This is a genomic window from Mesorhizobium sp. M0047, from assembly GCF_040323315.1.
In the GTDB taxonomy this organism is placed as follows: domain Bacteria; phylum Pseudomonadota; class Alphaproteobacteria; order Rhizobiales; family Rhizobiaceae; genus Mesorhizobium.
Map to the genome: position 1 here is coordinate 51,691 of NZ_JAMYUW010000021.1, position 13,084 is coordinate 64,774.

Annotated in this window: 13 protein-coding genes and 1 pseudogene; 9 read left to right on the plus strand and 5 right to left on the minus strand. The window is 59.6% G+C overall.

Going from position 1 to position 13,084, the window contains the following annotated elements; all coding sequences use genetic code 11:
- Positions 1-52: 52 nt before the first annotated feature.
- Both NKJ89_RS20515 and NKJ89_RS20520 read right to left on the minus strand, forming a co-directional pair.
- Entirely contained in the window at positions 53-802 is a 750-nt protein-coding gene (locus NKJ89_RS20515) for an ABC transporter permease (RefSeq protein ID WP_352605101.1), read from the minus strand.
- A gap of 13 nt (positions 803-815) precedes the next feature.
- Complete coding sequence (locus NKJ89_RS20520; RefSeq protein ID WP_352605103.1) at positions 816-1,475, minus strand: ABC transporter permease; 660 nt, start codon at positions 1,473-1,475, stop codon at positions 816-818.
- A 270-nt stretch (positions 1,476-1,745) separates the two neighbouring features.
- Between NKJ89_RS20520 and NKJ89_RS20525 the strand changes: the two genes are divergently transcribed.
- Positions 1,746-2,663: a LysR family transcriptional regulator gene (locus NKJ89_RS20525; RefSeq protein ID WP_352605105.1), complete on the plus strand. Its 918-nt coding sequence runs from the start codon at positions 1,746-1,748 to the stop codon at positions 2,661-2,663.
- 132 nt (positions 2,664-2,795) lie between these two features.
- On the opposite strand, the gene NKJ89_RS20530 is transcribed toward NKJ89_RS20525, so the two are convergent.
- The 3 genes and pseudogenes from NKJ89_RS20530 to NKJ89_RS20540 form a co-directional block, all read right to left on the minus strand.
- Positions 2,796-3,266 (minus strand): Ros/MucR family transcriptional regulator, encoded by a 471-nt coding sequence (locus NKJ89_RS20530; protein ID WP_352605107.1) that lies wholly within the window; start codon positions 3,264-3,266, stop codon positions 2,796-2,798.
- Positions 3,267-3,494: 228 nt separating this feature from the next.
- Positions 3,495-3,850 (minus strand): annotated as a pseudogene (locus NKJ89_RS20535) (ornithine cyclodeaminase); the annotation flags it as partial.
- Positions 3,851-3,918: 68 nt separating this feature from the next.
- The gene (locus NKJ89_RS20540; RefSeq protein WP_352605109.1) at positions 3,919-4,803 is read right to left on the minus strand and encodes a LysR substrate-binding domain-containing protein; all 885 of its coding nucleotides are present in this window, start codon (positions 4,801-4,803) and stop codon (positions 3,919-3,921) included.
- A 103-nt stretch (positions 4,804-4,906) separates the two neighbouring features.
- Here NKJ89_RS20540 and NKJ89_RS20545 point away from each other — a divergent pair, with 103 nt between their 5' ends.
- From NKJ89_RS20545 to NKJ89_RS20580, 8 genes are all read left to right on the plus strand, one after another.
- Entirely contained in the window at positions 4,907-6,115 is a 1,209-nt protein-coding gene (locus NKJ89_RS20545) for a trans-sulfuration enzyme family protein (protein ID WP_352605111.1), read from the plus strand.
- A gap of 87 nt (positions 6,116-6,202) precedes the next feature.
- Positions 6,203-7,738 carry an ABC transporter substrate-binding protein gene (locus NKJ89_RS20550; RefSeq protein ID WP_352605113.1) on the plus strand — a complete coding sequence of 512 codons (1,536 nt, stop codon included), beginning with the start codon at positions 6,203-6,205 and terminating at the stop codon, positions 7,736-7,738.
- Positions 7,739-7,746: 8 nt separating this feature from the next.
- Positions 7,747-8,688 (plus strand): ABC transporter permease, encoded by a 942-nt coding sequence (locus NKJ89_RS20555; protein ID WP_352605115.1) that lies wholly within the window; start codon positions 7,747-7,749, stop codon positions 8,686-8,688.
- Positions 8,685-9,575, plus strand: a complete 891-nt coding sequence (locus NKJ89_RS20560; RefSeq protein ID WP_352605117.1) for an ABC transporter permease — start codon at positions 8,685-8,687, stop codon at positions 9,573-9,575. The genes NKJ89_RS20555 and NKJ89_RS20560 overlap by 4 nt, the downstream gene beginning before the upstream one ends.
- Positions 9,575-10,345 carry an ABC transporter ATP-binding protein gene (locus NKJ89_RS20565; protein ID WP_352605119.1) on the plus strand — a complete coding sequence of 257 codons (771 nt, stop codon included), beginning with the start codon at positions 9,575-9,577 and terminating at the stop codon, positions 10,343-10,345. Before NKJ89_RS20560 ends, NKJ89_RS20565 begins: the two co-directional genes overlap by 1 nt.
- Complete coding sequence (locus NKJ89_RS20570; RefSeq protein WP_352605121.1) at positions 10,336-10,575, plus strand: oligopeptide/dipeptide ABC transporter ATP-binding protein; 240 nt, start codon at positions 10,336-10,338, stop codon at positions 10,573-10,575. Before NKJ89_RS20565 ends, NKJ89_RS20570 begins: the two co-directional genes overlap by 10 nt.
- Positions 10,575-11,621 carry an ABC transporter ATP-binding protein gene (locus NKJ89_RS20575; RefSeq protein ID WP_352605123.1) on the plus strand — a complete coding sequence of 349 codons (1,047 nt, stop codon included), beginning with the start codon at positions 10,575-10,577 and terminating at the stop codon, positions 11,619-11,621. The genes NKJ89_RS20570 and NKJ89_RS20575 overlap by 1 nt, the downstream gene beginning before the upstream one ends.
- A gap of 31 nt (positions 11,622-11,652) precedes the next feature.
- A complete protein-coding gene (locus tag NKJ89_RS20580; protein ID WP_352605125.1) occupies positions 11,653-13,077 on the plus strand; it encodes an amidase in 1,425 nt (474 codons plus the stop codon).
- The last annotated feature ends 7 nt before the right edge of the window (positions 13,078-13,084 follow it).

Sequence of the window (13,084 nt, forward strand, 5' to 3'; positions counted from 1 at the left end):
GATGCACCTCTTCGTTGGTTTGGATGGAAAGGGGAGCCCAGAACCTGCGGCGTCAGGGCAGGGGCGTCGTGATCTCTGGGTCAGGTAGGGCGGGGCGCAATCGCGCCTTTCGTCGACGCACCGGATGGCCGTCGGTCGACAGCCATCGCTCCAGCAACTGGATCGCTTTCACCGCGATCGAGGTGAGCGATAGGTAGATCGCTCCGGCGACGATGAAGATCTCGTACGGCGCGAACGTGGTCGACACCATCTGTCTCGCCATGCCGGTGATCTCGAGCAGCGTCACGGTGCTCGCGAGCGACGAGCCCTTGATCATCCCGACGATCTCGTTGCCGTAGGCCGGGAGCGATATCCTGAAAGCGATCGGGAAGGTGACCAGGCGAGCGATCTGGAAGCGTTTCAAGCCGAGAGACGTGGCCGCTTCGGTGACACCCTTAGGCACGGACTGGAGACCACGGCACAGGATCTCGGTGGTGTGTGCCGCGCTGTTCAGCGAAAATGTCAGAAGGGCGCACCAAAAAGGATCCCGCAGGATCACCCAGAAGACGCTGGTTCGCACCGCCTCGATCTGAGCGAGGCCGTAATAGAGCAGGAAGAGCTGAACGAGCATCGGCGTGCCGCGAATGACATAGGTGTATGCCAGCACCGAGAGCGAAAGACCGGGACCTCCAAAAGCGCGCATGAAGGCCAGCGGCACGGACAGAAGGAACCCGGCCGTCAGCGACAGGACCGTCAGGGTCAAGGTGAGGCCGACACCCGAAGGCAGGACCACCATTGCGTCAAGCATCAAGCCGAGGTTCATGGGTCGCTCCCTCCTACCGGCCGAGTGCCGAATAGCGCCGCTCAGCCAGCCGGATCGACAGCAGCGTGACGGTGGTCAGCGAGAGGTAGAGAGCGGAGGCCGCAAGGTAGAAGGTCAATGGTGCGCGCAAGGATCCGGCCCCCAGATACGCAACGCGCATGATGTCGGTCAGGCCGACGATCGAAACCAGCGCGGTATCCTTGAAGAGCGAAATCCAGAGATTGCCATAGGCAGGCAGCGCCAACCGCAGCATCTGAGGTCCGATGACGAACACCCAGCGCTGCCAGGCGTTCAGGCCAAGCGACTTTGCCGCTTCGGTTTGACCCGCAGGCACCGCCGCAATCGCGCCGCGAAACACTTCGGTCGCATAACCGCTGAAAACGACCGAGAGCGCGATAACGCCTGCGGTGAATGCGTTCACCTCGACATACCGGCCGGCGATCTTGCTAGCGAGCGTGGTTCCGCCGAAGTAGATGAGCAGGATAATCAGAAGTTCTGGTACACCACGGACGACTGTGGTGTAGGCGGTCACGACCGCGTTGAGGCGCGGTTTTGCCGTGCCCTTCGAAATCGCCAAAAACAACCCAAATGCCGTACCAAGGCAGCCGCTGACAAGGGCCAGGCTGATGGTCACGGTGAGTGCGACAACAAACTGAGTAGTAAAACCACCCATCGGGCGCTTTCCTCGACTCGCAATTACCGCAGGATTCGCCGGTCTTTATCGCTAAGACCAAGTCGTATAACCCAAGGTTGTGAATTTTTATATTGGTAATTTGGAGTTAATTTGAGATATTGGCTAATCCTAGCGCCAGAAATTACATACTCAATCTATAATTTTTATTTTTTTATCTATAACGCGCCGTTATATACTGAGGTGGTTCGGTGCTCCTCAGGATGGCGATTTCTGCTTCCCGGGTGGTTATCAGGGAAAGGCGCGCAGGGAATGGAGTTGTTGCAGAGCGACCTCAAGCTTCGTCAACTGAAGGTCTTCCGAGAAGTCTTGCGGGCCGGATCGACAAGGCGAGCGGCGGCAGCGCTCGGGATAAGCCAGCCGGCCGTCAGTCAACATGTGAAGCAACTCGAGACCACGCTCGGCATCACACTCTTCAAAAGATCAGCCAACCGCATCGTCCCCTTGCAGGAAGCCTGGGAACTTCTGCGAAACGTAGAACTTGCCCTGACGTCGCTGGATCGCCTGGAAGCGTCGATCTTCGCTATGAAGAATGAGGAAAAGCAGCGGATTGCTATTGCCGCGCCATCTGTTTTCGGTTTCGTGACGTTGCCCAAGGTCGTGGCGATTATCCGCTCACAGACCGCTTCGAATGTGCGGTCGATTTCGGGTAGCTACGACCAGATCGGGGAGCACATCCTGGCCGGGCGCGCAGATCTCGGAATCTCGAGACTGCCGCTGGACCCAAGTCTGTTTGAATGGGCGCCGCTTGGGTCAGCTCGCAACGTATGCATCTTCCATCCCGACCACCGCTTTTCAAAACAGACCTGTGTCGAGGCGCAAGACCTGGCAGGCGAAACGATCGTCGATATCGATCCCCAGTTCGCGGCCCACCAGATGAACTTCAATGCCTTGCGCTTCGCCGGCGTTGAGCCAGACATACTGGTGGAATTCGATTGCAACGGTCACGAAGCCGGATACGTCTCGGCTGGCCTGGGCATTTCGATCACAAACGAGATCATCGCGCGTGAGTACGCGGCGTTTCAGCTGGGAGTAAGGCCAGTAGAACCGTCCGCGCTCTATCACTACGTTGCGATTTGGCAGAGGGGCAGGACCTTTTCGAACGCACTGGATGTGACGCTCGAGGCGATCATCGCCGCGTTTTCCACGGAGCCGCCTGCGAGAGGTTGACCATCCCTTTTGGGGTGGCGTCCTCGACAGCGGATGCCTTTGAACAGGTGGTAAGGGTTCATCCTATCAGAAAACGATCAGCCCGCGCCCCTGCAACAGAACGCGGGCCTTTTGAGCAAAATAGCCCCGATGTCAGCTGGTCTTGATGCCGATCTTGCGGCGCTTCGCTGGCGCCGCTTCAGGCTCAGGCGCTACGGCCTTCCGTCCCAGGCCGATCGCCTTCGCCATCGCCGATCGCGCAGCAGCATAGTTCGGCGCAACCATCGGATAATCGGAGGGCAGGCCCCATTTCGCGCGGTACGCATCTGGCGTCAGATCGTAGTGGGTGCCTAAGTGCCGCTTGAGCGATTTGAACTTCTTGCCGTCTTCCAGGCAGATGATGAAATCGGGCGTCACCGATTTCTTGATCGGGACTGCGGGTGTAGGCTTCTCATCCGCTTTGGGTGGGAGTGCTCCCTGCAGCTTGCTGATCGCTCCATAGGTATCGGCAATTATCCGGGCGAGTTCTGCGACTGGAACCGGGTTGTTGCTGACATAGGCGGAAACGATGTCAGCTGTCATCTCCAGCAATTCCGCGTCGGAGTTGATAAGATCTTCAGGCATTTGGGCCAACCCTTCATTTGCTCTTCAGTTGCCGTAGCCCCGATCTACGTCAGCAGCCTCGCTACAGCAAAGCGCACCGAGTGCACAAGACAAGAAGTTACAAAGAGGAACGTGGCGGGGGCATGGGTCACGAAACTTTGCATGAAGCAGTTCAGGCGCGGCACCGCCCAGCAATGAAGGTGGAAGCGCATTGGGCGGGAGGGCGGAAGCTGGTTTGAGCGAGCCTTGTTATGCTGCCGGCTGCATGGCTGCCCTCACCAGCATGCCGAACAGATCTCGCGGCTCGTCGGTATCGGCGAGCAGGTCTAGCTCCTCGTAGAGGCCGGTCGCTTGTAGCTGGTCGCGCACGTATCGCAGCGCCGAAAAATCCTCGATGGCGAGGCCGACGGAATTGAAGAGCGTGATCTGCTGACCTCCCGGCGGCCTAGCGCCTTGGCGGCGATCAATTCCCAGAACTCGGTCACCAGACAGTCGGAGTCCAGCTGCTGGATCTCTGCCTCGATGCGTGTCTGTGGCGGGAATTCGACGAAGATGTCGGAGCGCAGCAGGATGTCGCGGTACAGTTCAGTCTTGTCAGGGCAGTCGTGCCGACGGCGCACCGCTAAGGTAGAATCGTCCGAAACCTTACGCTCACGACGTTGATCGCGCTCATCTATACCCCGGAGGACCCCTTCAACAGCTCTTCTATAAAATCAGCCACAATTGTCGAAGGCTCCCTTTGAGGCGGAAGCAACAGAAGCGTCCGAAAGTGAATTGCGGGCTCGAACGGCACGATCATCATTCCCCGTCCGAGGAAGGGGTCCGCCGTAATCGGATTGACCATGCCGCAGCCAAGACCAGCCTCAACCATCGCCGCGATCGTCGTCGAATAAGGGGTCTCCAAGACAATTTTTGGCTTCACCCCATGCTTCGCGAAGATCGCCTCCGCCTCTCGCCTTGTCGTGTCCTCCGGCGCGAGTGCGACGAAGTTTTCATCGTGGAGGTCTCTTGGATAGATGACTGCTCTGCCCTGCAAACGGTGGCCCGGAGGCAGGGCAATGGCAACCTGATAGCTGGCATAGGGCCGGGCGATGACGCCCGCGAGATCGATCTCGTCCGCCGCCACACCGACGTCGAACTGGCCGGAAGCAACCAACTCCTTGACCGAGGACGACATCCGCGCTTGGAACGTTATAGCCACCTGCGGGTGTCGCTTCTGGAACGAGCGCATGACTTTTGGCATGACGTTTGTGCTTAACGCCGACAGGCTTGCCACTCTTATTTCGCCCGACCCGAAGTCTCTTATACGCGCAGCCGCACTCTTGAGATGGATCAGGCCGGAAAACGAGGTTTCGACCTCTCGGAAGAAGAGCCGCCCTTCCGCAGTTGGGCTCATGCGTCCCTTAGCGCGATTAAACAGCGCAAAGCCGACGGTGCGCTCCAACTCCTGAACCGCCTTGCTCACGGCCGGTTGTGAGATGCGCAGGACCTCGGCCGCACGTGTCGTCGTGCCGTTTGTCATCAGGGCGTGGAAGACTTCGATCTGCCTCAGGTTCATCCGACTCTATAACCTCCGCGAATAGTAAACCGTAATCTTGATATTAGACCGCATAATGAGGAGTGTGCTTAAACAATCGGCATGTCCAGAGGGTGGCGAGAGAATGAACGACTTTACTGAAGTAGTGCTGACCCCGAAGGTTAGGAATGAGGGCTTCGATCCTCTTGGAACGGCGGTCCACAGAGCCTCGACGATCGTGTTCGAGAATGCGGAGGCCTACGCCAACCGCGCGCAGCGCGGGCCTGAAGGATATTCCTACGGCTTGTACGGCACGCCGACGACGCGCACGCTCGAACAAAAGCTTACCAAGCTCGAAGGCGGCGTCCGGACGTTCCTCGCCCCTTCTGGCCAAGCGGCCAACTCGGTAGCGATGCTTTCTTTCCTGAAGGCTGGCGACAACATCCTCGTTGTAGACACGTCCTATCCGCCCGTCAGGGACTTCGCCAACCAGGACCTGGCACGCTTCCAGATAGAGACGAGGTACTTCGATCCATCCACGATCGATGATCTCGAAAGCAAGATCGACGAGCGCACCGCGATTATCTGGTGCGAGTCTCCTGGTTCGACGAGCATGGACGTCCAGGACATACCAGCCATTGTGGCGGTGGCCCGGCGCCGCGGCATTCTCGTCGGATGCGACAACACTTGGGCGACGCCGCTGAACTTCAAGCCGATCCTGCATGGCGTCGATATCGTCACAGAGGCGTTGACCAAATACATCTCCGGGCACTCCGACATACTGATGGGATCGGTTACGATCGCCCGTCCCGAACACGAGGCTGTGGTCAAGGGTTTCATGGGACGCTTTGGAATAGGCGTCTCGCCGGACGACGCGGCCCTCGTCCTGCGCGGTATGGAGACACTCGGCATCCGGATGCAGCGCTCGTTCGAAAGCGCGCGGACCTTGGTCGAACAGATCGAACGGCATTCGTTGGTAGACCGCGTACTGTGGCCGCCGCTCGCCCATTCGCCTGGTCATGAGTTCTGGAAACGCGACTTCGTTGGAGCGAGCGGCGTATTCGGCGTGCTATTCAAGGACGCCTGCACGGCACACGTCTCACCAGCGCTCGACGTCTTGACGACATTCGCCATCGGCGCCTCCTGGGGAGGTACCCGCAGTCTCGTCGCGCCGATGCCCGTCCGGCAGAACAGAACGGCGACAGAATGGCTCGCGTCCGACCTCGTGCTGCGCATCAGCGTCGGGATCGAGGCGCTTGAGGACTTGCAGGCGGACGTCGCCCGCCTGCTCGAAGACATATCTGTACGGACCGCACAAGATCGGTCCGGCACGGGAGCTCGCTCCTACGGGTAATCAAATCAAAAACAAGGGGAATGGAACATGGACAGCAGCAAATTCATAACAATTCACAGACGGTCGTTTCTGACAGGATTGTCCGGCATGATTGGCATCGCCGCCGGCGGCTCCCTTTTTCCGAGCGTGGTCGCGGCCGCGGCTGATAATGATACGCTTAGGATCGCCATCTCTGTGGCCCCCGGCGACCTGGACCCTCACAAATTCAAGGGGCTCTACGCGGTCCAGGACATGGTGTTCGAACCACTCGTTACGTACTCCTATGACGGAAAAATTGAACCTGGACTGGCGACCGCTTGGTCGATCGAGAATGAGGGCAAGCTCCTGCGCCTGACGCTCAGAGAGCGGGTGGTCTTCCATGACGGGACACCATTCGACGCCACCGCCGCCAAGTGGAACCTGGGGCGCTGGATGGGGCAGGCTGACAACAACTGGATGAACTGCTCCAGGCTCTTCGTGGACGCCACTGTCGTCGATGACAATCATATCGATATCCGCTTCAAGGAGCCTGTTCTTGGGCTGCTGCAAGAATTGGCCTATGTCCGCCCCGGTCGTTTCCTCAGCCCGAAATCGGTCGCGGCTGACGGGAGCTACAAGGCTCCGGTCGGGACCGGCCCATGGCGTGAAATCAGCGCGGATAACTCGGGCAGCGTCTTCGAGCGGTTCGACCGCTATTGGGGCGAGAAGCCCAAGTTCTCGAAAGTCCAGTTGAAGGTGCTCCCCGACTCTCGTGGCCGTATGGCTGCCCTCCGAGCCGGCGATATCGACCTAATGGGCGGGGCCTTCGTATCGCCGATCACCGCGATCGAGGCCCAGACCTTGAAGCAGGCGGGGCTAGACGTCGTTGTGGAACCCGGTTCGACGACGATGATCATGGCATTCAATCCCGACCGGGCTCCAGCTCTCAAGGAAGTCGCAGTCCGGAAGGCGATCGATATCGGCATCGACCGGGCAGCAATTTCAAAGGTACTTTATCGCGGGATGGCAGCGACGTCGGCCAATCTCTTCGCCGAATCCGTTCCACTTGCCGGAAAGCGCTATGAGGTTCCCCAGATCGACGTCGAAGGCGCTAAGGCGCTTTTGGAAAAAGCGGGATGGGTCGGCAGTCCTGTGAGAGAGAAGGAGGGTACTCCGCTCGCTCTCGAAATCGTCGTCAGCGAAGAACAAATTCCCGGATCGAGATCCGTCGCCGAGGTGCTTCAGGCGGAACTGCAGGAGATTGGCATTCAGCTTACGATCCGCTCGGTGGACCATGCCTCGCGACACAGCGATATTCCCGAGCGCAAGTTCGACCTTGCTTTCTTCCAGACATACGGCGCCCCTTACGAGCCTTTCGCCACAATCGTCGGTCTGTTCCTGTCTACCTACGACAACGGGGTCGACGGCAAGCTGTTCGTCGACGCCGAGCGGCTCGATCCGCTCGTGACCGCGACGATGTCGGCGTTGGACCCAAACATGGAAGCCAACGTCCAGAAGGTTTACGATTGGCTGCACAACAACGTCGCCATCGCTCCACTGCTTTACGTGCCAGGTATCTGGGCGCACTCCAGCCGCGTCAAAGACTTCAAGGTCCCGGCAACGGAGTACGACATGCCTTACGAAAACATCAGCCTGAGCGAATAGGAGACGCCGTGTTCTTCTTCATCGCAAAGAGAGCCCGGAACGCGCTCGTTCTGCTTTTTCTGGCTTCCGTCTTGTGCTTCTCGCTGGTGGTGTCAGCCCCAGGCAACATCGCCATCTTGATTGCGGAGCTTCGCACCCCAACGGCGACCAAGGCAGACATTGCCAAGGTCGCCGAGGAAATCGGCCTGAACAAGCCATTGCTCATTCGATACACGGACTGGCTTGGCAATGCCGCTCACGGCAACTTCGGTATCTCCTACAAGACTGGGGAGGACGTTGGAACATCTCTTCGGAGCCGGTTATCGGTTACCGCTACGCTGGTCGCCGGCGGAGCCATGGTCGCCCTCGTGTTGAGTTTGCTCATAGGATTTCTCGGGGCCCTGTGGGCACACAGAATGCCCGACCACATTGCACGCGGACTGGCGTTGTTCGGTGCATCCACGCCCTCGTTCTTCGTCGGTGCGCTTCTGGTCTATGCTTTCTCAGTGTCGTTCAAGATATTTCCGACATTCGGCTACGACGGTTTTCGCAGCTTCATTTTGCCATGGCTCACAATAGCGATGCTGCCTGCCGCTGTCCTCAGCCGCGTCGTCCGAGTCGGCCTTGAGGAGGCCATGGCGCGTCCTTTCGTCCTCACCGCGATGAGCAAGGGCTTCAAACGTGAGCGGATACTCGTGCGCGACGCTTTGCCCAACATCGCGCCGACCTACCTTAATGCGCTCGGAACTCAGATAGGTCTCATGGTCGTGGGCGCCGTCGTGGTGGAGCCGCTGTTCGCCTGGCAAGGGGTCGCAGAGCTGTTCCTGACCGGGGTCCGGTTCCGCGACTTCATGGTGGTGCAGGCCTGTCTCCTGATCTTCATAACCTTCTTCATTATCCTGAATGTGATCGTGGACGTCCTGATGATGCTCACCGATCCGCGGATGCGCCGGCAAAGGAGCGGATCATGAACATAGTAGGCAAATTGGCAGAGCCGATAAGGAAACTGCCGCGCGCATCCGTCATCACCATTGGCGCTTTCGTATTCATCGGCGTGTTCGCACCGCTGCTTACACCTCACGCACCGAACGCCCAGAATCTGCTGCTCGCAGGCGAAGGGCCAACCATGATACACTGGCTGGGCGCCGACCACCTTGGACGGGACACGCTCAGCAGGCTGATAACCGCTGCCCGGACCTCACTTGTCGGCGTCTGTCTCGTGCTCGTCATCGCCCACACGATAGGAACCACCATCGGTACGGTCGCCGGATATCGACGCGGCTGGACGGACGAGATCCTGATGCGCATTGTCGACGTCGGTCTCGCTATCCCCAGCCTTATCATTTCGCTCGCGGTCATCGGCGTATTCGGGGCCAGCTACTGGAACATGATCCTCGCCTTGGCGCTGGCTTGGTGGCCGGGTAGCGCTCGCGTCAGCCGCGCGGTGGCCGTGAGCGTCATGAACAAGCCCGAGATGGAGGCGCTGCGCGTCCTTGGTGCTAGCCCTATGCGGATCTACTTCGTCCATCTTCTTCCAACGACGCTCGGCGCCGTCCTTGTCTATGCCACAGCAGACGCGGGCGCAGTAGCTCTGGCGATTGCCACTCTGAGCTTTCTCGGCCTCGGCATCCAACCGCCAACTCCAGAATGGGGGCAGATGCTGGTCGATGCGCTTCCCTATCTGGAAACGGATCCACGGCAGGTCGTTCTCCCGGGTCTTGCCCTTACGCTGGCCGTGATTGGATTCAATATCCTGGGTGAAGCAGTCGCGCTGAACCGCGTGCCGACCCCGCTCACGAACAAGATGCTTGTCGCGCGTCGCCGCGCCACGGCGCTCTGGGCAAAGGAGTCGATCTGATGCCCGCTCAAACCGTACTGGACGTGAGAAACCTGACTGTCGATCTCTTAACTGGCCATGGGGCGGTCCGTCCGGTCGATGGCGTCAGTTATTCGATACGACGCGGGGAGACGTTGGCTGTCGTAGGAGAGAGCGGCAGCGGCAAGACCGTGATGAACTTCGCTCCTCTCGGTCTGATGCCGCTTGGTGTGAAAGCGGACGTTTCGGGCTCAGTGGTCTTCGACGGCACCGAGCTGGTTGGAGCCTCCGAGGACAAAATCAGACGTCTCCGTGGAAAATCGATAGGCTTCATTTTTCAGGACCCGATGAGTGCACTGAACCCCGCAAGAAGGGTGGGGCGGCAAATCGCGGAGATGGCTGAGTTCCACTTGGGGATGTCGGCAACTGCCGCCGAAGCAAGGGCGCTAGACCTTCTCAAAATGGTCGACATATCCGACCCGGCGGCGCGCCTAAGGCAGTATCCTCACGAACTGTCTGGTGGCCTCAGGCAGCGCGTGATGATTGCAATTGCCATCGCGGCCGAACCCAAACTCCTGATTGCGGACGAGCCGACCACCGCGCTCGACGTCACCGTTCAGGCCCAGATCCTGCGCCTGCTCAAGAACATTCAGTCAAAGCTTAACATGGCGATGGTTCTCATTACTCACGACATGGGCGTCGTCGCAGGGTCGGCAGACCGAGTGGTCGTCATGTACGCGGGCCGGAACGCGGAAACCGGTCCCGTCGAAAAGGTTCTGGTTTCCCCGCATCATCCTACACGATGGGGCTGATCGACGCCATCCCGCGGCGTGAAGACGCGATCGGGGCACCCTTTCGGGGACTCCCCGGCGTGCCGCCTATGCTCGCGGCGCCTATTGTCGGGTGTGCTTTTGAGCCGCGCTGCGTTCATTCGGTCCAAAGCTGCAAATCGCATCGGCCTAAGCTCGTCGAGACGCTCGACCCTTCGGTCTTCGCCGCATGTCCTGTGATCAACGACCACCTCTTGGAGAGAGTAAGCTGATGGCTGTTCTCGAAGTCCAAAACCTTGTGACCAGCTTTCCTAGCGCGATGAGGGGCAAGACCATCAAGGCCGTAAACGACGTATCAATCACGTTGAACGCGGGCGAAATCGTCGGCCTCGTCGGCGAGTCCGGCTGCGGTAAGTCGACACTTGGCCGATCCATCGTGGGGCTGGAGAACCCTCAGTCGGGCAGAGTGATCTTCGACGGCGTCGATCTCGGATCCCTCTCGGGCAGACGCCTTAGGGAAGTGCGCCGTGCCGTCCAATACGTGTTCCAGGACCCCTACGCCTCGTTGAACGATCGACAGACCGTTGGCGAAGCAATCGCAGAGGCTCTGATCATCAAAGGGATGCGCTCGAAGGAACAACGTGCGGCGCGTACGACGGAGCTGTTGGACCAGGTCGGACTGGCGACCCAGGTCAGGGACCGGTTCACCCGAGAGCTGTCCGGTGGACAGCGTCAACGTGTGGCAATCGCGAGGTCACTTGCCGTGGAACCGCGGGTGCTGATCTGCGACGAGCCCGTTAGCGCGCTCGATCTTTCGATCAGGGCGCAAGTGATGAATTTGTTCATGGGACTGCGCAGGGACCTTGGCGTCGCCTGTCTGTTCATCGCTCACGACCTCGGCCTCGTTCGACAGGCTTCGTCGCGTGTTTACGTCATGTACCTTGGTCGGATCGTCGAGATGGGAACGTCTGAGGACGTCTACAACCATCCGAGCCACCCCTACACCCAGTTGCTGCTGGCATCAGTTCCAGTAGCCGATCCCATTGAGGAGAGAAATCGGAAGGTCCCGCTGCTCGCAGGCGAAATACCGAGCCCGACCAATCCTCCTTCGGGATGCGCGTTTCGGACGCGTTGTCCACTAGCTGTCGCCGACTGTGCGACAGCACTCCCGCCTCAGGTCGAGGTCAGTGCCGGTCACCGGGCGGCGTGCGTGCTCGCGGAAAAGGTCTTCCGTGGAGAACGCAGTGCTCTCAACGTCCCGCCTGAATCCGGAAGAATGCCCGGGCAAGTGCGTCTGATGACTGCCCCCGCCCTCTGAAAGTAATTATTCAAGATCGAGTCGCACCTGCATGAGTCTGTCACCGGACATCGCCCTGCTGTCGCTTGCGGAACTGTCCCGCAGACTTCGCGCGAGGGAAATATCTCCCCTTGAACTCACGAAGACGTACCTCGACAGAATCGCTGCGCTGGACCAGAGACTTCACAGCTTCAACTCGCTGCGAACTGAAAGCGCGTTGCAAGAGGCATCGGCGGCGGAGCAGGCGCTCATGCGCGGGGACTGGCTAGGCCCTCTGCACGGCGTGCCCATTGGCATCAAGGACCTGATCGATGTCGCGGGACTGCCGACCACGGCGCAGGCTGTTCACAGGCGCGACGCGATCGCCAGCGAGGATGCAGGCGTCGTCGCATCCTTGAAGCGGGCCGGCGCGATTATCCTCGGGAAGCAAGCAACCACCGAATACGCGGTGTCCGGGACGCAGTTCGATCTTGGCTGGCCGCCCGCCCGCAACCCGTGGAACCTCGATCTCGACCCATCGTCGTCATCGAGCGGCTCGGCGATTGCGGTTGCGGCGGGTTTGTGCGCCGGGTCGGTGGGGACGGAGACCGCAGGCTCCATACGAGATCCTGCCGCGTGGTGTGGGGTCGCAGGTCTCAAGCCGACCGACGCGCTGGTAAGCCGAAAAGGCGTACTTCCGCTGTCACGATCAATGGATTGCGTCGGTCCGCTAGCCTGGACGGTCGAGGACTGCGCCCTGATGATAGCGTCGATGGTGTCGACGGATACTGACGATCTTTTGCTTAGAGGTTTCAAGAGCCCTGATATCTCAAGGATAGGAGAAGGGATCCGAGGTCTGCGTGTCGGCGTCATAAGGCAATTCTACGAGGGCGATCCCGACGTCGATCAGGACGTGCTCGACGCGATGGAGAATACGCTCGCCGTCGTGCAGGATCTTGGCGGCCGTGTTTCCTCCGTCAAATTGGCGGATTTCGGCCTGTACGGTTCTGTCGCAAGAAACATTACCTGGCCGGAGGAATACGCCGAACATCGGACGGAGCTCGATGCCTATCCAGAACGGTTTCACCCTGTCAGCCGCTCCCGCCTGCAGGACGGGAAGACCGTTTCGGCGGCCGACTATATCGATGCCCGCCTTCGGCAGAAGGCGCTGACTGAAGACCTAGCCGGCATTATGGAGGACGTCGACGTCCTTGTCCTGCCGACGATGAAGACGCCCGCTCAGATCCTAGGTTATGAGATGACGGAGATGGGCGAGATGGAACTTTCGCTCAGCCGGCCTTTCAACCTTACTGGTAGCCCGGCGCTTGCGATCTGTAACGGCTTTACCGCGACGGGACTTCCGATCTCGATGCAGATCGTGGGCCGCAAGTTTGAGGACGACACAGTGCTGAGGGCAGGACACTCCGTGGAGCAGGCGCTGGAACTGCGATCCAGGAGGCCGGCGGTGGCGATAGAAAATCCGGGTGAGACCCGCTAAAGCGCGC